Origin of the sequence: Mesorhizobium sp. M1A.F.Ca.IN.020.03.2.1 (assembly GCF_004023205.1) — a bacterium.
Classification (GTDB): domain Bacteria; phylum Pseudomonadota; class Alphaproteobacteria; order Rhizobiales; family Rhizobiaceae; genus Mesorhizobium.
Genome location: NZ_RZSV01000005.1, coordinates 41963 through 62003 on the forward strand (window position 1 = coordinate 41963; position 20041 = coordinate 62003).

At 63.5% G+C, this 20041-nt stretch carries 14 protein-coding genes; 13 read left to right on the forward strand and 1 reads right to left on the reverse strand.

The features are described from left to right. The first annotated feature begins 123 nt into the window (after window positions 1–123). The 8 genes from EOA79_RS01880 (at window position 124) to urtE (ending at window position 11796) form a co-directional block, all read left to right on the forward strand. Window positions 124–1929 (forward strand): EAL domain-containing protein, encoded by a 1806-nt coding sequence (locus EOA79_RS01880; RefSeq protein ID WP_245459151.1) that lies wholly within the window; start codon window positions 124–126, stop codon window positions 1927–1929. Continuing rightward, window positions 1895–2317 (forward strand): transposase, encoded by a 423-nt coding sequence (locus tag EOA79_RS32590; RefSeq protein WP_259979747.1) that lies wholly within the window; start codon window positions 1895–1897, stop codon window positions 2315–2317. Before EOA79_RS01880 ends, EOA79_RS32590 begins: the two co-directional genes overlap by 35 nt. 1074 nt (window positions 2318–3391) lie before the next feature. Beyond that, window positions 3392–4843 carry a DUF6600 domain-containing protein gene (locus EOA79_RS01890; RefSeq protein WP_128292728.1) on the forward strand — a complete coding sequence of 484 codons (1452 nt, stop codon included), beginning with the start codon at window positions 3392–3394 and terminating at the stop codon, window positions 4841–4843. A 1172-nt stretch (window positions 4844–6015) separates the two neighbouring features. After that, window positions 6016–7326, forward strand: coding sequence for an urea ABC transporter substrate-binding protein (gene urtA, locus EOA79_RS01895; protein WP_067327408.1), 1311 nt, complete (start codon window positions 6016–6018; stop codon window positions 7324–7326). 114 nt (window positions 7327–7440) lie between these two features. Continuing rightward, window positions 7441–9057, forward strand: a complete 1617-nt coding sequence (gene urtB / locus EOA79_RS01900; RefSeq protein ID WP_095825770.1) for an urea ABC transporter permease subunit UrtB — start codon at window positions 7441–7443, stop codon at window positions 9055–9057. Next, window positions 9054–10277: an urea ABC transporter permease subunit UrtC gene (gene urtC, locus EOA79_RS01905; RefSeq protein WP_095825769.1), complete on the forward strand. Its 1224-nt coding sequence runs from the start codon at window positions 9054–9056 to the stop codon at window positions 10275–10277. Before urtB ends, urtC begins: the two co-directional genes overlap by 4 nt. 6 nt (window positions 10278–10283) lie before the next feature. Then, window positions 10284–11030, forward strand: a complete 747-nt coding sequence (gene urtD / locus EOA79_RS01910; RefSeq protein ID WP_095825768.1) for an urea ABC transporter ATP-binding protein UrtD — start codon at window positions 10284–10286, stop codon at window positions 11028–11030. 70 nt (window positions 11031–11100) lie between these two features. Further along, a complete protein-coding gene (gene urtE, locus EOA79_RS01915) occupies window positions 11101–11796 on the forward strand; it encodes an urea ABC transporter ATP-binding subunit UrtE (RefSeq protein ID WP_067327999.1) in 696 nt (231 codons plus the stop codon). A 360-nt stretch (window positions 11797–12156) separates the two neighbouring features. On the opposite strand, the gene EOA79_RS01920 is transcribed toward urtE, so the two are convergent. After that, window positions 12157–13275, reverse strand: coding sequence for an FAD-binding oxidoreductase (locus EOA79_RS01920; protein ID WP_128292730.1), 1119 nt, complete (start codon window positions 13273–13275; stop codon window positions 12157–12159). Window positions 13276–13385: 110 nt separating this feature from the next. Between EOA79_RS01920 and EOA79_RS01925 the strand changes: the two genes are divergently transcribed. The 5 genes from EOA79_RS01925 to EOA79_RS01945 all read left to right on the forward strand — a co-directional run. Continuing rightward, window positions 13386–14291: a LysR family transcriptional regulator gene (locus EOA79_RS01925; protein WP_095825766.1), complete on the forward strand. Its 906-nt coding sequence runs from the start codon at window positions 13386–13388 to the stop codon at window positions 14289–14291. Between the two features lie 87 nt (window positions 14292–14378). Beyond that, window positions 14379–16457: a hydantoinase/oxoprolinase family protein gene (locus EOA79_RS01930; protein WP_095825765.1), complete on the forward strand. Its 2079-nt coding sequence runs from the start codon at window positions 14379–14381 to the stop codon at window positions 16455–16457. 4 nt (window positions 16458–16461) lie between these two features. After that, on the forward strand, window positions 16462–18447 hold the full coding sequence (locus EOA79_RS01935; protein WP_095825764.1) for a hydantoinase B/oxoprolinase family protein: 1986 nt from the start codon (window positions 16462–16464) through the stop codon (window positions 18445–18447). Next, window positions 18444–18746 (forward strand): (2Fe-2S)-binding protein, encoded by a 303-nt coding sequence (locus EOA79_RS01940; protein WP_095825763.1) that lies wholly within the window; start codon window positions 18444–18446, stop codon window positions 18744–18746. Before EOA79_RS01935 ends, EOA79_RS01940 begins: the two co-directional genes overlap by 4 nt. Continuing rightward, a partial coding sequence (locus EOA79_RS01945) for an FAD/NAD(P)-binding oxidoreductase (protein WP_164893803.1) occupies window positions 18743–20041 on the forward strand: 1299 nt, incomplete at its 3' end. The genes EOA79_RS01940 and EOA79_RS01945, both read left to right, overlap by 4 nt.

A 20041-nucleotide genomic window follows, 5' to 3' on the forward strand; every position in this document is an offset into this window, starting at 1 on the left:
GCAGGAGTAAGCAAGCTGACCCGTCCAGCCCTGGAAAAAGAAGATCCGCTGGAGGCGAGAATCCTTCAGGACCAGCTCGCTGATCTGAGGGCAGGCCTTTTCGTCTCAATGCCGATAAGCATTGTGCTGTCCGGGCTGATTTTGACCGTGCAGGCCCTTTCCGGGAACGGTCTTGCTGGCGCGGCCTGGTTTTCGGTCGTTAATGCGATAAATGCCGCCCGCCTTGCACTCGCCCGTCATCAGCTGAAGGAACCCGGAGTCCAGGATGATCTGACACGGGTTTGGCTGCGGCTTCGCTGGTTTGGCAGGCTTGCTCTTCTGGCGGGATTCACCTGGTCATTCCTTGCCGTCCTAACGGCTGGGTACACGACGTCTCAAGCATCGCTGCATCTAATAATTCTGGCGGGCATTTCAGCTGGCGCGGTCACGTACGGCAGCTCATATGCTGCGGCAGCGATATACTTCATCACACCGCCACTCCTCATTGCCGCCGCATGCTTGCTGACGAAGGGAACCCTGGAAAACTACATTCTGGCTTTTGCCGTCCTGCTTTTCGAGGGCGGCCTGGCTCGAGCCTCGTTCGTTGGACAAGCGCGCTTCCGTGACGCGAGCCGCCTGAGACATCAAGCCGAGCGGCTTGCCGCGGAAATGGAGCGCAATTCCAGGGAGGACCATCTTACCGCGCTCCTCAACAGGCGCGGCCTCGAACATGCAATCGATCAGTTTGAGAACACTGATGGGCCCTTTGTGGCCATGCTGATTGATCTGGATGGGTTCAAATCTGTCAACGATACCTACGGTCACAGAACGGGTGACGAGCTGCTTGCCAGGATCGCCCGCCGAATAGAGGAAGAAGCACCGGAGGGCTCAACGCTCGCCCGCATCGGTGGCGATGAATTCGTGCTGGTTTTTTCCTCGCTTAGAAATTCGCCTTCTCCCAGCAATCTCGCATCCAATCTCATATCCAAGCTTGCTCGCCCCTATCCTGGCGTCGCCTCCGTCCGGATCGGGGCATCCATAGGAATATACTCGGCTAAAAACCCGGGGCTGACGGAAATGTTGTTGCGGGCGGACATCGCCCTTTACACAGCTAAGCGCCGTGGCAGGAACGAATTTTGCCTGTTCGATGCCGAGCTCGACCGGGAACTGCAACGCCGCCAGTCAATCGAACGCGATCTTCATTCGGCGATAAAGACGAGAAGCTTGGGCCCTTGGTTCCAGCCAATCGTAAGACTCGACACCGAAGCTGTGATCGGTTTTGAAGGGTTGCTAAGGTGGTCCCATCCGATTCACGGTTCCATCTCTCCGCCCGAAATCATGACAGCGGCACGCGAAACCGGAATGCTCCAGCTGCTAACTCAAGCTGTATTTTCCGAATGTTGCGCTTTTATCGACGCCTTGGTGAAAGCTGACTGTCGTGATGTTCGTGTGACGATGAACGTTTCACCGCGCGAATTGGAGGCCGGCGATATCGACGAAATGGTTCTGAATGGTCTGGCGGCAAAGGACCTCCCTGCAACGATGTTCGAAATTGAGATAACAGAAGAATCGCCCGTGGACCCGGACAGGGTCGATGAAAAGCTCGGACGGCTTTCACATGCCGGCATTTCCATCGCGCTCGATGTCTTCGGCACCGGCTTTTCCACGTTGGCATCGCTCAAGGACAGTCGGATAAGGAAGGTGAAAATAGACCAGGGCTTCATTCGCGGTTTAGCCAAATCGCGGGAGGATCGGCTGCTTGTCAAAACCGTGATCGATCTTGGTCGGACGCTCGGGATCGAGGTCATGGCCGAGGGCGTCGAGACAGAGGCGGATCGGCAAACTCTGCACAAGCTTGGCTGCAAAACCGCTCAGGGCTTCCTGTTCTCCAAGGCGGTGCCACTCAGCCAAGCGCTTGGTTTGGCAGTTAAAGAGCGCCAGGAGTTGTGACCGGCATCCGCCATTCGCTCACGCGCGCCACCTCGCCGGGTTCAGCGGTATCCTGCAAGTGGATGGCTACTCGGCCTATACCAACCTGGTCAAGGCACGGGACAAAGCCGGCAGCAATGAAACAATCCGGCTCGCCGGGTGCTGGGCTCACCTGCGGCGCAAATTCTACGACCTGCACATCAGCGGGATCTCGCAGGGCCGCGACGGGTTCGATCACCGCCATGACCGAATTGTGGAAGGTCGAGACAAGGTTCGTGGCAAGGATGCTGGAAGCCGCGCCGCGCTGCGTCAGGAAAAGTCCGTGGCCATTGTCGCGAGCCCCTTCGATCTATGGGAAGCGGAACTGGGCAAGGTCTCGGGGAAATCCAAAACCGCCTTGCGGGGCTGACCTTCCATCTGGTCCGTGGTTAGCTGATAGGCGGTTTATTTGTCGTGCAACGTGCTCTTTCAGCCTAAGCTGCTCCACGCGTGGGGTACCAAATGTCAGACTTTCACCACTAGGAAATCGCGAACGGGCGCGGCGCTTACTGGCCGCATTGCCGCAAAATAGCGTCGGAAGGTGGGATCGGCGTGACGTTGTTACTCAGAGTGAGTGGTCCCGAGAGTTGAGGGCAGAATCGAAATTCGCGTGTTCCTATAGCGCATCTCCGATCGGGGGCCATCGCCACGAGCAGCAGATGAGGCAATGCGAAGCTTGGTCGATCGACAGAGTGATGCGGCACGACATCCATTTCCTACCAGCCCATTCCCCCCGATACAGCCGCGCGTCTACTCGAACCTAGAGCTGTCGAGCATGAGCAAACACCGTCCTTGTTGTGTTCTGAGAACTCCAGCTTTACCTCGCCGAATGGCAGCTCGCAAATGATGCAATCAAAAGTGTGCATACCGCGGCAGCGACCACATTGTTTCAGTCTTTTCAACAGCGTAAGAATCTGACGGTATTTTTGACGGTACTCACTGGTTGTGTGACTTAAATTAAGTAATTGAAACAATCAGGTACGGCCTTAATTGATGATTGAATGGGATGATTCAGGCCCATCCGAACACCGCTGAAATTGCGCCAGAGTTCGATCTAAGTCGCTGAGATAAAAAGTAGTTTTGGCCGGCAAGCTTCGCCGGTTATCGGTGTGCGTCGTTTGGAGCTGCCGCACCGGTTGCCGGACCTCACCCACATTGCCACGATGATTTTTGACAGTACCGTCACGTCATAGAGGGCTTCTGACGGTCCCTTTTCCACGCCAAGCAGCTGAAAACTAAAGGTAAATTCTGCAAATCAGCCCTCAAAACCTGATGACGGTACTTTAAGCTTCCGCGAAGTTCGGCCATCAGGCGATTACGTTCAATGGCTCGCCATAGCTACCATTTGCAAGGTCCACGAGCCCTGGCGGGAGCAAGGCGGAACAATCCGATTGCCGGCGAGTTTTTAAGATGAAGGGCGCATCTGTTTCGGAGGAAGACTGGGATGAAACGCGTCCTTGCCCAAAATGCGGTACGGCTGATGCTGGGCGGCGTAACCGCCTGTCTGCTTACGGTCGTTGATATCCCCAACCCGATTGCACCATTCTCGCTAGTGTCGCAGGCAAGGGCCGCCACCGAGGTTTCGATCAGCACATTCTACGAAGACCTGTCGTCCCATGGCGATTGGGTCTCGTATCATGGAGCGACCGTTTTCGTGCCAGTTGATGTACCTGACGATTGGCGCCCGTATACCTTGGGCCATTGGGTCTATACAGAGGAGTATGGCTGGCTCTGGGTATCCGACGAGCCATTCGGCTGGGCGACGTACCATTACGGCCGGTGGGGCTATGCCGACGATATCGGCTGGTACTGGGTTCCGGGCACTCGCTGGGCGCCAGCATGGGTAACTTGGCGTCGTGACAGGGAGCACATCATTTGGGCTCCGCTGCCGCCGCGCCGTGATCCGGACTTGATTTCAATCGAGGTGACCTTCGACACGACGCCGGATTATTACTGGGTGGTAGTCCCTAGCCGCGAATTCCTTGCTGCCGACGTTTCTGTCGCCGTTATCCGTGATAGGTCCGAGTTTGTGCGGATTGTCGAGGCGGCCCAGCCGGCCGGCGACGTGACCATCCAGAACAACGTGGTGATCAACAAAGTCATTGATGTTGATGTGATCGAAAAGGAGACGGACCAGAATGTGACTGCCGTCAAGGTCAGCAAGACCGACGCGCCCGAGCAGTCCGGCAAATTGGAAAATGACACGGTCGCGGTCTTCGAAGGTGAGGTGAAAGCCGACCCCAAGGCAAAACCAGCTAAGCTAAAGGACATCGAGCAGGTGAAGCAGGTTCAGGCTGGCCGTAAATCGAAGCCGACCGAAGGCGCAAGGGCCGATGGGGCGGAGCCGGAAGAGACCGCCAAGCCTGAGCAACCCGCCGCCGAGCAGCAGCAGGCCGAGCCGGAACAGGCCGCCAAGCCTGAGAAGCCGAAGGGCAAGAAGCAGCCCGCCGCCGAACAGGAGGCCGAGCCGGAACAGGCGGCCAAGCCCGAGAAGCCGAAGGCCAAGACGCAGCCCGCCGCCGAGCAGCAGCAGACCGAGCCGGAACAGGCTACCAAGCCTGAGAAACCGAAGGCCGAGAAGCAGCCCGCCGCCGAGCAGCAGGCCGAGCCGGAACAGGCTGCCAAGCCTGAGAAACGGAAGGCCAAGAAGCAGCCCGCCGCCGAGCAGCAGGCCGAGCCGGAACAGACGGCCAAGCCTGAGAAACGGAAGGCGAAGGAGCAGCCCGCCGCCGAGCAGCAGCAGGCCGAGCCCGAGCAGGCGGCCAAGCCTCAGAAGCCGAAGGCGAAGGAGCAGCCCGCCGAGCAGCAGCAGGCCGAGCCCGAGCAGGCGGCCAAGCCCAAGCCACGGGGCCAGAAAAACAAGGCGTGCGATCCGCAGACTGACGCGAACTGCTAGGCGGCCGCGAAGGAAAGTCGATTGCACAGCCGCCGGAGTTACCCGGGGCGAGTCAGCGACACTCGTCTTTGCAGTCCGAGTCCCTGCGATTCTCCCCGACGTTCCTCGGCTCCGATAGCGTCGGATCCTTGGCGGCGGATGGGCCCAGTGCCGGGACGTTGTTCTGAACCGTCATGACCAATGTTCGGCGGCCGGCGCGCGCATGTCGGTGGGCACTGAACGAAGCAAGGACGAAGCAGTCGTGGCGCTCGAGGAGAAATTCACGCGCTATCGCCAGAGACGCTGACGGCTGGTCTGCGCTATGCCGAAGCGAAGGGCATGTGAAATCGGGGCAGGGCGATGTTGGAACCATTGCCATTTGCCACAGAAGCCGGCTAGGCCGCGCGTGAGCCTTAGTGGGGTGCAGAAAACGCGTCAGGGGGCCCTATTTCGTTCACCAGTCGCGCGCCTGTCGAGCGGCGGCACTCGACAAAGCCGCCGGTGAACAACTCCTGGGACCTTCGCCCCTTGTCGAAGTTCGGTAGCTGGGCGGCGCTGTTGCGTCGGGATGGCATATCGGGCCCGATTGGAACGGGCTGATCAGAGGAGACCCGACAAAGAGCCGTCCCTCACACCGTCGGGCTCTTTCAATGCATTGGCGGCGCTTTATTGCCCAGCTACACCGTTAAAACGATGTCGGGGACGGATGCAGTATTGCCTACGCGAGGACCACCTCACCTAAAGAAGCCGCTGAATGGGTGACCGGCCGCCACGTACAGGACCGGCGAGACGAGACCCAATGGGTTCGCGTCACCGACGACACCAATCGAGCGGTCTACAATTTGCTCCAGATAGGAAAAGCCCGCCGCCGAGAGGGACCGGGTCCCTCACTTGTTAGCCGCCCGCGGCGCAAAGATTTCAATTCCCAACATCTCTCGCCGTGCGACTACGGGGGTCGGCAGAAGGCAAACGGCGATTTAAAAAACACGCAATAGAAAATTGCGATGAAAATAGAGGCAGAAGCCCAAAATTTGACAACGCGTTGAAGCGGAAGCGGCCTTGAAAACTTGAGTTGAAATTATAACCAACTGTAACTGATCGATTTTTTTGCCGGCACTTTGGACTGTCAGGTTTGGCACGTCGCTTGCACCGCAATGTTGCAATGCAAAACAACCAGCTTGGGAGTGTGCAATATGAGGGGCAATTTCTCGACAATAACAAAATTGTTTTCGGCCGGCGTGATCGCTGCCGGCCTGTCGATATCGGCTCCCGCCAGAGCGGCCGACGACACGATCAAGGTCGGCATCCTCCATTCGCTCTCGGGGACCATGGCGATTTCGGAGACGACGCTGAAGGACGTCATGCTGATGCTGATCGAGGAGCAGAACGCTAAGGGCGGCCTGCTCGGCAAGAAGCTCGAGGCGGTTGTCGTCGATCCGGCCTCCAACTGGCCGCTCTTCGCCGAAAAGGCGCGCGAGCTGATCTCCAAGGACAAGGTCGCGGCGGTCTTCGGCTGCTGGACCTCGGTGTCGCGCAAATCGGTGTTGCCGGTGTTCTCGGAGCTCGACAACATCCTGTTCTACCCCGTCCAGTATGAGGGCGAGGAAAGCGAGCGCAACGTCTTTTACACGGGTGCTGCCCCCAACCAGCAGGCCATTCCGGCCGTCGACTACCTGATGAGCGCCGATGGCGGCTCGGTGAAGCGCTGGGTGCTCGAAGGCACCGACTATGTCTACCCGCGCACCACCAACAAGATCCTCGAAGCCTATCTGAAGTCGAAGGGCGTGCCGGCCGAGGACATCATGGTCAACTACACGCCGTTCGGCTTCTCCGACTGGCAGACCGAAGTCTCGGCGATCAAGAAGTTCGGCTCGGCCGGCAAGAAGACGGCCGTGATCTCGACCGTCAACGGCGACGCCAACGTGCCGTTCTACAAGGAACTGGGCAACCAGGGCATCAAGGCCGAGGACATTCCAGTCATGGCCTTCTCAGTCGGCGAGGAAGAACTGGCCGGTCTCGACACCGGACCGCTGGTCGGCCACCTCGCCGCCTGGAACTATTTCGAGAGCGTCGACACGCCCGAGAACAAGAAGTTCATCGACGACTGGCACAAGTTCATAAAGAACGACAAGCGCACGACCAACGACCCTATGGAAGCCCACTATATCGGCTTCAACATGTGGGTGAAGGCAGTCGAGAAGGCCGGTACTACCGATCCGGACAAGGTCATCGACGCCATGGTCGGCGTCTCGGTGCCGAACCTGACCGGTGGCTATTCGACGATGATGCCGAACCATCATATCACGAAGCCGGTGCTCATCGGCGAGATCCAGGCCGACGGCCAGTTCGAGACCGTCTCGCAAACGCCCGGCCTTGTGATGGGCGACGAATGGTCCGACTACCTGCCCGATTCCAAGAACCTGATCTCCGATTGGCGCGCGCCCCTCAGTTGCGGCAACTTCAACGTCGCCACCGGCAAGTGCGGCGGCAAGGGCACCAACTGATCTCCCAGGTCTGTCGGGTCGCCGCGTGGCCCCGCGATCCGAGACCGCGGCCCGGGCGGGCCTTCGCGTCCCGCCCGGGCAGAAACCTCAAACGTTCGAGATCCGCTGAAGCTGATGATCCTGTTGCGCGCGATTGGCTTGACGCTGCTGCTGACGATGGCAAGCCTGCTGCCGTCGAAGGCAGGCGAGGCCGATCTTCGCGCGGCAATAGCCAAGTTCGCTACAGCGACTAATTTCTCGGCCACGGAAGCCATCGTGCGCGAGCTCGCGGCCAGCGGCGATCCGGCCGTCGAAAGGCCGCTGTCGGCGCTCGCCGACGGCAACCTCTATATTCGCAAAGCCGATTCGCAGGTCTTCATCGGCAAGGACGCGGCGAGCGGTGTCGAACTGCTCGATCCTTTCAGCGGCGACAAGTCCGCCGATGCCGCCAAGGCCGATCTCACCAAGATCAAGGTCAACAACGGTCTTCGCCGCGCCATACGCGACGCGCTGGGGACGCTGACGCTGCGCGCCAAGGACGCGAGCGTGCGCCTTGCCGCCGCCGCGACCATGTTCAAGACGCCCGACGCGGCGAATATCGAACCGCTCGATGCCGCGATCGCTGCTGAGACCGACCCAGCCGTCAAGACGATGTTCGTGCAGGCGCGCGCGGCGTCGGTTCTGGTTTCCGACAAGCCGGAAGCCGACAAGCTCGCCGCCATCTCGGCCATCGCGGCGCGCGGCGACCGCGATGCGCTTTCCCTGCTGACCTCCGTTGAGGCTGGCGCGCAGGGAGCGGTCAAGAACTTGGCAACCGCCGCGATCGGCCATATCAATTCGACGCTGGCATTGTGGGATGCCGGCCAGAACATCTGGTACGGCATATCACTCGGATCGGTGCTGCTGCTCGGCGCTATCGGTCTCGCCATCACCTTTGGCGTCATGGGCGTCATCAACATGGCGCATGGCGAGATGGTGATGCTCGGCGCCTACACCACCTTCGTCGTCCAGCAGGTGATCCGCACGTCGTTTCCGAGCCTCTTCGACTGGTCGCTGGTCATCGCGCTGCCGCTCGCCTTCCTGGTCTCGGCGCTGGTCGGCCTCGTCATCGAGCGCGGCGTCATCCGCTTCCTCTACGGCCGGCCGCTGGAGACGCTTCTTGCCACATGGGGCGCCTCGCTGATCCTGCAGCAGGCGGTGCGCACCGTCTTCGGCCCGACGAACCAGGAGGTCGGCAATCCGTCCTGGATGTCGGGATCGTTCGACATCGGTCAATTGGCCATCACCTGGAACCGGCTGTGGATACTGGTGTTCGCGCTGCTGGTGTTCGGTGTGCTGCTCTACGTCATGAAGCGAACGCCCTGGGGCCTGCAGATGCGTGCCGTCACCGCCAATCGGCGCATGGCCGCATCCATGGGCATCAGGACGCCTTGGGTCGACGCGCTGACTTTCGCGCTCGGCTCCGGTATCGCCGGGATCGCCGGCGTGGCGCTCAGCCAGATCGACAACGTCTCGCCCAATCTCGGCCGCGGCTACATTATCGACAGTTTCATGGTCGTGGTCTTCGGTGGCGTCGGCAATCTCTGGGGCACGCTGGTCGGCGCCTTCTCGCTCGGCATCGTCAACAAGTTCCTCGAGCCGTACGCCGGCGCGGTGCTTGGCAAGATCGTCGTGCTGGTACTGATCATCCTGTTCATCCAGAAGCGGCCGCGCGGCCTGTTCGCGCTGAAGGGCAGGGCGGTGGAAGCATGATCACGCAGCGCTTCTTCGGCGCCGACCGGCGCATCGCGATCGCCATCCTCGTCCTGCTGGCGGCGGCCGCCATCGTGCCGCTGCTAAACCTCGCGGTGTCGCCTCAAAGCGCTTTCTACATTCCGCCTTACATCGTCTCTTTGGTCGGGAAATATCTCTGCTACGCGCTGCTGGCGCTCGCGCTCGATCTGGTCTGGGGCTATTGCGGCATCCTTTCGCTCGGCCACGGCGCCTTCTTCGGGCTCGGCGGCTATGCGATGGGCATGTATCTGATGCGTCAGATCGGCTCGCGCGGCGTCTATGGCAATCCCATCCTGCCGGACTTCATGGTGTTCCTGAACTACAAGGAACTGCCCTGGTTCTGGCACGGCTTCGACCATTTCTGGTTCGCGGTGCTGATGGTGCTGGCCGTGCCGGGCCTGCTTGCCTTCGTATTCGGCTGGTTCGCCTTCCGCAGCCGCGTCACCGGCGTTTATCTCTCGATCATCACCCAGGCGATGACCTATGCGCTGCTGCTTGCCTTCTTCCGCAACGACATGGGTTTCGGAGGCAATAACGGCCTGACCGATTTCAAGGACATCCTCGGCTTCAACATCCAGGCCGACGCGACGCGCGCGGCGCTGTTTTCAGCAAGCGCCGTGACGCTGGCGTTCGCCGTCTTTGTCACCGCGGCGATCGTGCGCTCCAAATACGGCAAGCTGCTGATGGCGGTGCGCGACGCCGAAAGCCGCACCCGCTTCCTCGGCTGGCGGGCCGAGAATGTAAAACTCTTCGCCTTCAGCGTCTCGGCCGTCATGGCCGGCATCGCCGGCGCGCTCTACGTGCCGCAGGTCGGCATCATTAATCCCGGCGAGTTCGAGCCCGCCAATTCGATCGAAGTGGTGATCTGGACCGCCGTCGGGGGGCGCGGCACCATCGTCGGCCCGATTATCGGCGCGCTCCTGGTCAATGCCGGCAAATCCTGGTTCACCGGCGTGCTGCCTGAATTCTGGCTATTCGCGCTTGGCGGGTTGTTCGTCGCCGTAACGCTGTTCCTGCCCAAGGGCGTGGTCGGCACGTGGGATAGCTGGCGAGGCAAGGCCAGGGCGCTGCGCGCGGCCTCGCTCGCCGCGGAAGCCGGCATCGACCCGCCGGAAGCGCAGCCGAAGATCGAGCGCTCGGCGGCGAGAACGCCGGGCGCGTGGTCGGCCAACGGCCCCGAACCGCAGCCGGCGGAGTAAGCGACCATGAGCAAGTCGAACACCATCCTCTATCTGGACGGCGTCTCGGTCTCCTTCGACGGCTTTCGCGCCATCAACAACCTGTCGCTGGTGCTCGACAAGGGCGAGATGCGCGCCATCATCGGACCCAACGGCGCCGGCAAGACGACGATGATGGATATTGTCACCGGCAAGACGCGGCCGGACGAGGGCGAGGTATTCTTCGACGGTCGGGTCGATCTCACCCGGCATGACGAAGCCGAGATCGCCATGATGGGCATCGGCCGCAAGTTCCAAAAGCCGACCGTCTTCGAGAGCCACAGCGTCGAGGACAATCTGATGCTGGCGCTGAAGGGGCCGCGCTCGATCTTTCCAGCGCTCTTCCATCGCGGCTCGCCGACCGGGGCCAGGCGCATCGACGACATCCTCGGCATCATCCGCCTCGGCGACAAGCGCGGGGAGGTCGCCGCCAATCTCAGCCATGGCCAGAAGCAGTGGCTGGAGATCGGCATGCTGCTGGCACAAGACCCGAAGCTGCTCCTCGTGGACGAGCCGGTCGCCGGCATGACCGATGCGGAGACCGAGGAGACGGGGCGCCTGCTCAAGGACATCGCCCGCGACCATTCGGTGGTCGTCGTCGAGCACGACATGCATTTCGTGCGCGAGCTCGGCGTCAAGGTCACCTGCCTGCACGAGGGCTCGGTGCTGTCGGAAGGCACGCTCGATTTCGTTTCGGCCGACGAACGCGTCGTCGAAGTCTATCTGGGGCGCTGAGCATGATCTGGCGGGTCTCGTTGCATCGTTTCGACCTTTCCTTCCTCAGGTGCTGGAGAAGGGGCTGACCATGCTCGAAGTCTCCAACGCCACCCTCCATTACGGTGCCGCCCAGGCGCTGCGCGGCGTTTCGCTAAAAGCGGGCGCGGGCAAGATCACCTGCGTACTCGGCCGCAACGGCGTCGGCAAGACCAGTCTGATGAGATCCATCGTCGGCCACCATAGGCTGACGAGCGGAAGTGTTGCCTTCGAGGGGAAAGCGCTCGAGCGGAGCGCGGCGTATGACCGCGCCCGGTCGGGCATCGCATTCGTGCCGCAGGGCAGGGAAATCTTTCCCCTGCTCACGGTGCGCGAAAATCTGGAATCGGGGTTCGCACCGCTGAAGCGCGCCGACCGCAACGTTCCAGCTCATGTCTTCGAGCTGTTTCCAGGGTTGAAGCAGACGCTCGGCCGCCGCGCCGGCGACTTGTCCGGCGGCCAGCAGCAGCAGCTCGCCATAGGCCGCGCGCTGGTGATGCGGCCGAAGCTGCTCGTGCTCGACGAGCCGACCGAAGGCATCCAGCCATCAATCATCAAAGACATCGGGCGCGCCATCCGCTATCTGCGCGACCAGGCGGGGATCGCGGTGCTTCTGGTCGAGCAGTATCTGGATTTCTGCCGCGAGCTTGCCGACGAGGTCAACATCATGGATCGCGGCCAGATCGTGCATACCGGCCCCGCCGAGGATCTGGACAGGCCCGATGTACGCAAGCTCCTTACTGTCTAGGTTCAGTCGTCATCCTTTGGCCGAAGCGCCGCAAAACAATGTCGTTTCGATGGAAAGTCCGTAGAAGCGTGCCATGTTCTGCGCGGCATCCTGCGTTCGATATTAAGCCGATAGGGCTGAGCAAAGCATGGGATAAGAATCGCCGATCGGGGAATGCTCGTACAACGACACTTATGAATCGCTTGTCGCGCAGCGCCCACGCGCTCCAATCCGCGGCCGCGGTTTGCTGGGGGCGAACTCCAGTCTGAGCCATCCGAAAGCGACCTTTCTGCTCACCCAACAAGCCGTCGTTCGGACAGATGGAAAGCTCCCTTCTTCCGCGTCAAAGGACGCCTGAGCCCAGGGGATCGACTCGCCTCGTCAGGCTCCGCGATTGAAGCGATCTATCCTAAAATCGTCGAGGGCCGTTTCGCAGTCGCCAGTCGTGATGAGCTCGGCCATGGCGTCGCCGACACCCGGACCGAGCTGGAAGCCGTGCCCGCTGAAGCCGAAGGCGTGGAACAGGCCCGGCGTCGTCGACGAGCGTCCCATGATCGGCAGCATGTCGCGGACATAGCCTTCGCAGCCCGACCAGGTGCGGATGACCGCGACTTGCGCGATCGCCGGCAGCAGCCGCGCGACGGCCCGCAATTGCGTCGGCAGGCGCATGGGGTCGGCGGCCGCATGGCCTGGATCGAGGTCCACCGACACTCTTTCGGCCGCGCCGCCGAAGACGATGTTGCCGCGCTCGACCTGGCGCAGATAGGCGCCATAGTCCTTGTCGCGCGTCCAGATTCCGACCACCGGCAGGATCCGGTGCGGCAGTGGCTCGGTCACACCCATTTGTGGACCGCGGGCATCGAGCGGGACCTCTTCGCCGAACAGCGCGGCGACGCGCGCGCCCCAGGCGCCGGCGGTGTTGACCAGGCATTCGCCGGCGAAAGCGCCTTTTGAACTGGCGGCAAGGAAACCGGAGTCGGTCCGCTCGATCCTTTCGACCCGAGCTTCGTCGATGATTTTCGCGCCCAGCTTGCGGGCGGCCTCGGCGAAGGCCAGCGCGATCAGCCGCGGATTGCCGCTGCCGTCATGCGGAGAGAACGACGCCGCGATCGCGTCGGGACCGAGGCCGGGAAAACGCGCGCGGATCTCGCGCGGGCTGAGCTGCTCCAGCTCGAGTCCCCAGGGACGCGCCGCCTCGGCATAGCTGCGCATGTCGGCGAGACCGCCTTCGTCGAAGATCAGCCGCACGTGACCGGTGGCGCGGAATTCGACATCGCGCCCCAGCATTTTTTCGGCCTCGCCCCACAGCCGGAGCGAGCGGTGGGCCAGCGGAAGCTGCGGCAGATGACGCCCCGTGCGCCGGATGTTGCCGAAGGAGGCGACGGTTGCTCCACCGCCGATCCGGTTGCGCTCGACCAGCGTCACGCGGGCGCCGCGCCTGGCCAGGAAATAGGCGGAAGCTGTCCCCATCAGGCCGCCGCCCAGCACGATCACATCCATTGTCGTTCCTTAGCGCAGAGGGCTGATCCTGGATCCATCTTGTCGGCGCCGCGGCAATGCGTCAAAGATGGCTTTGGATAAAACCCATAAGTTTGACCTATGGAGTAGGAATGCGGGCCCGGCAGCTCGAAGTGTTCATCGCCGTCATGCGCGCGGGCACCGTGACCGCCGCGGCGCGAATGCTGAACATCTCCCAGCCCGCGCTCAGCCAAATACTGCTCCACACTGAGGACGAGCTCGGCTTCACGCTGTTCGAGCGGGTCAAGGGCAGGCTGCGGCCGACCCCTGAGGCACTCGAGATCTTTCCCGATGCCGAGAGGCTGTCGGCGGGGCTCGACGGCCTGCGCCGCAAGACCACCGATCTGCGTCTCGGTCGGACCGGGCTGGTGCGGGTCGCCGCCTCGCCGCCGCCGGCCATGGCGATATTGCCGCGCGCCTTCACCGCATTTCGGGCGCAGCATCCCGACATGCTGCTGCGTTCCCATAGCGCGCCGATCGCCGCGATTGTAGACATGCTGCGCGCCGGCGATGCGAGCCTCGGCGTGGCCATGGATGACCGCCTGCCTCCCGACATCGAGGCCGAGGTGATCGGCAGTGTCGGCTTCGCCTGCCTGCTGCCGCGCGGACACGCGCTGCAGAAGAAAACCGAGCTGACGCTCGCTGATCTCGTGGGGCAGGAACTGATATCCTATCGCGGCAACACGCGTCCCGCCGACGAACTGGCCCACGCGGCCCGCGCGCAAGGCGTGGCGCTTTCGCCGTCGCTGGAGATCGACATTTCGATTTCCGCGGTCGGCTTCGTCCAGGCCGGCCTGGGCGTCGCTCTCGTCGACGCGCTGCTGCCGTGGCGCCAGTTTTCCGGCCTCGCTGTCAGGCCGCTGGCGGGCGGCCCGGAATTCCCGATTGCGCTGCTCGCGTCGCGCGCACGAGCCCTTTCGAGGGCCGACGAAACGATGCGCGATGACATCCGTGCGGCCTGCTCCGCCGTTCTCGGCGAGCATAGCGTCAAGGTATAAGTACGACTTATATTCTTGCCCATCATCCATCTTGGACCGTGACTGTCCGCTCGTGCGAGTTTCCGAGCAGACCGAAAGGGATGCATCATGGATGGAGCCACTGCGACGGATGAGGCGCTGAAGAAGGCCGACTGGAAGGTCGGCGTCGATATCGGCGGGACATTCATCGATTTCTGCGCGCTCGAAGCAAACTCCGGACGCGTCGCTTCGCTGAAGGTGCTGACGACGCCGGAAGATCCGGGTGCCGAGCTGATGACGGGGCTCACCTTGCTAGCCGAACGCGAAGGCTTCGACCCGACCCATATGACGCGCTTCGTGCACGGCACGACGGTCGGCATCAACACCATCATCCAGCGCAAGGGCGCGCCGCTGGCGCTATTCACCAATGCCGGCTTCGAGGACGTGATCGAACTCGCGCGGCTTCGCATGCCGGACATGTATTCGCTGTTCTGCGCGCGGCCGGATCCGCTGATCTCGCGCGACATGGTGTTCGGCATTCCGGCCCGCATGCGCGTCGATGGCAATGAATCCCAGGCGCCCGACACGGCGGCGGTGGAGAGCGCGGTCGCGGCCGCGAAAGCGAACGGGGCGCAGGGGATCGTCGTGTCCTTCCTTCATTCCTGGCGCAACGCTGCGCAGGAGGCTTCGGTCAAGGCGGCGATCGCGCGCTTGGCGCCCGACCTCTTCGTCTTCACCTCCGCCGAGGTGTGGCCGGTCATCCGCGAATACGAGCGCAGCTCGACCGCCATTCTCAATGCCTATGTCCATCCGCGCGTCTCTGGCTATCTGACCGCGCTGGAAGAGCGGCTGAAGCATCGCGGCGTGCCGGCCCGGCCGATGCTGACGAAGTCGAACGGTGGGCTGATGAACGCCGCCGAAGGCAAGCGCGCCTGCGTGAATATGCTGCTGTCGGGAACGGCCTCCGGCGTCATCGGCGCCTCGTGGCTGGCGCGTCAGGCCGGCGAGGATAAGGTTCTCACCCTCGACATCGGCGGGACCTCGGCCGATTTCGCGCTCATCATAAACGGCGAGCCGCAGTTCGGCACCGGCGAGCTGATCGGCGAATTTCCGCTCCATATCCCTTCCGTATCGGTGAGCTCGATCGGCGTCGGCGGCGGCTCGATCGCCAGCGTCGACGCGCAAGGAGTGCTGCGGGTCGGGCCGGAATCGGCGGGTTCGACGCCGGGACCTGCATGCTACGGCCGTGGCGGCGAGCGGGCGACGGTAACTGACGCCATGGTGGTGTGCGGATGGCTCGGCCATAGGGAGATGGCCTATGGCCAGCTCAGGATCGAGACCCAACTGGCGCATCGCGTGGTCGGCGAGCTTGCCGCCCGGCTCGGCCGTCCGGTCGAGCAGACCGCGCAGGCGATCCTCGACATCGCGGTGTCGGAAATGTTCGTCGAGGTTGAGAAGCTCGCCTCGCGCGCCGGCGTCGATCTGCGCGATTTCACGCTGATGCCATTCGGCGGCGGCGGCCCGATGCTCGGCGCCTTCCTGGCCCGCGAGCTCGGCATCAAGCGCGTCATGGCGCCCCGCCGCCCCGGCGTGGTATCGGCGCTGGGTGGGCTGGTGGCTGATCTGCGCGGGGACTTCATCCGCACCATCTTCAGCCCGCTATCCGGCGCGTCGCTTCCCGGAATCCGCGAGGCCTTCGAGGCGCTGGCGCAGGAGGGCCGCGACTGGCTTGCGGCGCAGGGGCACGATGCGGCCGCGCAACTCACACTCTCCTGCGACATGCGCTACTTCGGCCAGAGCTATGAGATCGAGGTTGTCCTTTCGCCCCAATGGCTGGCGGACGGCGACGCGGCCGCGATCGAGCAGGCATTCCACCGCACCCATGAGCAGCTCTACGACTTCCACGATCCGGACGGCGCGATCGAGCTTGTGAATGTACGGCTGTCCGCGATAGGCGCAGGTCCGGCGCTCTCCTTCCCCGAGACCGAGGAGATCGACGTCCCGACCCATCCGGCGCGCCGGGTGCCGGTCTATACCGGTCTGACCGTCGAGACCGTCGACCTCCATGACCGCCAGACCCTGGTGCCGGGCAGCGCGTTTCACGGGCCTGCGGTGGTAGTGCAGGAAGATACCACCTTCGCCCTCCCCGCCGGAACGCAGGCGCGGGTCGATCGCCACCTCAATCTCGTACTGACTTTCGCGGAGTGACGCCTTGTTCGACCGCACAAATCTTCAGGTTCTGGCTAACCATGCCCGCGCGGCGGCCGAGAACATGGCCCACACGCTGCACCGCACCGCGCACTCCGCCTTCGTCAAGGAGACGCAGGATTTTACGGTGATGCTGATGGACCGCTCGGGAGCGACCTTCGCCGTCCCGATGGAGCTCGGCGCCACATGGTACCCCGGGCTTTCCTATCACCGTGCGATCGCCATGGTGAACGACTATCGGCCGGGAGACGTCGCCTTCACCAACGATCCCTATTCCGGCCACGTCGCCACGCACGCACCCGACACGCATTTGTGGAAGCCGGTCTTCGTCGACGGCGAGATCGTCGCCTGGACGGGAGGGCACATCCACAACACCGACATGGGCGGGGCTGTGCCGGCTTCGCTCAGCCGCGCGCTCACCGAAATCCATCAGGAAGGCGTCCGCTTTCCGCCGATGAAGCTGGTGAGGGAAGGCGTCTTCGACGAGACGATCCTCAGGATCATGAGCACCAATGTGCGCAAGCCGGACCTCAACATCGGCGACATCAAGGCGCTGGTCGGCGCGCTCAACACCGGCGAGCGCAAGATCCAGGCGATGGTGAAGAAGTTCGGCAAGGCCGGCTTCGTCGAAGGCGTTGCAGCTCTTCTCGACCATGCCGAGGCGCAGGCGCGGGCCGTGCTGCGCGCCATGCCCGACGGCACCTGGCAATTCGCCGACTATGCCGATGAGGATTCGGTCGAGGCCAATCCCTGCCGGCTGAAGCTGACGCTGACGATCAAAGGCGATGAGGCCGTGCTCGACTTCACCGGCTCCGATCCGCAGCTCGGCTCCTCACTCAACGTGCCTTCGGGCGGCGACCCGCGCCACACGATGCTTTTGGTCGGGGTGTATTACGTGCTCTACACGCTCAACCCGAAAATCCTGCTCAACACGGGCCTGACCCGGCCGTTCACCTGCATCACGCCGCAAGGTTCGGTGCTGAACCCCGTCCATCCCGCCGCCGTCGGCATGCGCTCGCTCACCTGCGCCAGGCTGCGCTCGGTCATCTTCGGGGCCTTCTCGCAAGTGCTGCCGGAGCGCTTGCCGGCGGCGCCGGCCGGCAACAACTGCATCGTCAACGTCATGACCATCGATGAGCGCACCAGCCGGAGCGTCATCGCGGCGGTCAACCCCGTCGTGGGCGGCGGCGGCGCGATGCCGCATCGCGATGGCACCAATGGATCGGGCGCCGATGCCGCCTATCTCAAGAACACGCCGATCGAGATCACCGAGACCGAGACGCCGGTCGAGTTCGTGAAATATGGGCTCGCCCAGGACAGCGGCGGTGCGGGCCGCTGGCGCGGCGGGCTGGCGACGGAGATGGCTTTTCGTGTCTTTGCCCCCGACTCCCGGATTACGGCGCGCAATCGCGACCGCAGCTTCTTCCGTCCCTGGGGCGTGCTGGGCGGCAAGGCGGCCGGCTTGTCGGACATGGTCGTCAATCCGGGCACCGACTGCGAGCGGCGGCTGGGCAACATCGACACGGCGGTGCTGCAGCCGGGCGACGTGCTCGCGATCCGCTCCGCCGGCGGCGGCGGACGCGGCGATCCGTTTCAGCGCGAGCCCTGGCGGGTCGGTGAGGATGTGCGGCGCGGCTATCTCTCGCCGGCCGCAGCCGAAAGCGACTACGGGGTCGTTATCCGCGGCGGCGAAGTCGACGAGCGCGCGACGGAGCGGCTGCGCGCGAGGCACACGCCGTCCGTCGGCCATTTCCATTTCGGGCCGGAGCGCGACAGCTACGAAGCGCAGTGGACGCCGGCTGCCTATGATCGGCTCCACGCTCTGCTGGACGCCTTGCCGATCCACTGGCGGTTCTTCGCCAAGACGGAGATTTTTCGCCGCATGAAAGGTCGCTCCGGGCCGGAAGGCGTCCAAGCGGCCTTCGAGGCGGTCTGCGAACGCTTTCCCGAACTGCCTCGTCCGGGGCCGGTACGAGAGGCCGCCGAATGATGACGGTCGGCCGCATCGTCCGGCTGGCCGAGCGCGATCGCGAGGAGGTGCAATTCCTTCTCGACGGTGAGACGCGCAACGCGCTGGACGGCGACACCGTGCTGACCGCAATGCTGGCTACAGCACATGCGCTCCGGAGTTCCGAGTTCGGTCCCGAGCCGCGCGCAGGTTTCTGTCTAATGGGAGCCTGCCAGGACTGCTGGGTGTGGCAAGAAGAGGGACCGCGCCTGCGTGCGTGCACAACTCTTGCCGTCGAAGGCATGCGGCTGCGCACGACGCCGCCGGAGAACTGGCCGTGAGCGAGCCGTCATCGCCGCGCATCGTGATCGTAGGTGCGGGCCCCGCCGGCATAAGGGCCGCGGCGACACTGGTCGACGCCGGGCTCCATCCGGTGGTGATCGATGAAGGGCACCGCGCGGGTGGGCAGATCTATCGCCGCCCGCCTGCCGGGTTCGTCCGAACTCCGGAGCAACTGTACGGCTCCGAGGCGGACAAGGCTCGCGCGTTGCATTTGCTCTTCGACCGGATGGCCGATGAAGGGCGGCTCACTTATTGCGCGCGCAGCTCCGTCATCGCCGTGCATGAGGGGCGGCTGCATGTGCTGGGGGAGGGCGGCGCGGAGGTCGTCTTCTACGACCGCCTGATCCTCGCCACCGGCGCTTCAGACCGCGTCGCCCCGATCCCTGGCTGGCAGAACGCCGGCGTCTTCAGCCTTGGCGCGGCGCAGATCGCGCTCAAGGCGCAGGGCGTCGCGCTCGGACGGCGCATCGTGCTTATCGGGTCGGGCCCCTTGCTGACGCTGGTTGGCATGCAACTCCTCAAGGCCGGAGCGGATGTGGCGGCGGTGCTCGACACCTCTTCCTGGCGCCAGCAGATGCGCGGGTTCTGGGGACTTGCCGCCCGACCAATCGTGGCGTTGCGCGGGCTGGCCCTGCGGGCGCGGCTTGGTCGCCGCTACCACGCTGGCGTGACGCCTTTGCAAATCGAGGCCGATGGACGGGGTGTCACCGGGATGCGCTGGCGCGACGCCGGCGGCCGGGAGCGCGTCACCCCATGCGACATGATCGGGATCGGCTGGCACCTGCGGGCGGAGACTCATCTGACTGACCTTGTGGGATGCGCCGTCACCTATGACGAGCAATGGCGGCAGTGGCTCCCGAAGACCGACCGGATGGGACGGGCCGGCAATGGCATCTACCTGGCCGGTGATGGGGCTCGTCCTCTCGGGGCGGACGGCGCGGAGATCGCCGGGCGCCTTGCCGCGGCGGCGTGCCTTGCCGATCTTGGAAGCCCGGTGCCCTCCGTCGGCGCCGACCTGCGCAGGCTCGCACGGCTCGAGCGCTTTGCCCGCGGTCTGGCCCAGGCCTTTCCTTGGCCAGGCGCGATGGTGAGGGCGCTTCCCGACGATACGATCGTCTGCCGCTGCGAGAACGTCACTGCCGGGGCCGTGCGCGAGGGCACGACTCTCGGCGGCGGCGAGGCCAACAGGGTGAAATCGCTCTCGCGCGTCGGCATGGGGCGCTGCCAGGGGCGTTATTGCCAGTTGGCAGCCGCCGAACTCATCGCAGCCCACGCCGGCTGTAGGCCCGAGGAT

Coding starts and splice junctions, on each gene's coding strand:
- urtC (WP_095825769.1), top strand. CDS start 9,054: ATGATCACGCAGCGCTTCTTCGGCGCCGACCGGCGCATCGCGATCGCC.
- urtE (WP_067327999.1), top strand. CDS start 11,101: ATGCTCGAAGTCTCCAACGCCACCCTCCATTACGGTGCCGCCCAGGCG.
- urtA (WP_067327408.1), top strand. CDS start 6,016: ATGAGGGGCAATTTCTCGACAATAACAAAATTGTTTTCGGCCGGCGTG.
- EOA79_RS01890 (WP_128292728.1), top strand. CDS start 3,392: ATGAAACGCGTCCTTGCCCAAAATGCGGTACGGCTGATGCTGGGCGGC.
- urtD (WP_095825768.1), top strand. CDS start 10,284: ATGAGCAAGTCGAACACCATCCTCTATCTGGACGGCGTCTCGGTCTCC.
- EOA79_RS01940 (WP_095825763.1), top strand. CDS start 18,444: ATGATGACGGTCGGCCGCATCGTCCGGCTGGCCGAGCGCGATCGCGAG.
- EOA79_RS01925 (WP_095825766.1), top strand. CDS start 13,386: ATGCGGGCCCGGCAGCTCGAAGTGTTCATCGCCGTCATGCGCGCGGGC.
- EOA79_RS01920 (WP_128292730.1), bottom strand. CDS start 13,275: ATGGATGTGATCGTGCTGGGCGGCGGCCTGATGGGGACAGCTTCCGCC.
- EOA79_RS01930 (WP_095825765.1), top strand. CDS start 14,379: ATGGATGGAGCCACTGCGACGGATGAGGCGCTGAAGAAGGCCGACTGG.
- urtB (WP_095825770.1), top strand. CDS start 7,441: ATGATCCTGTTGCGCGCGATTGGCTTGACGCTGCTGCTGACGATGGCA.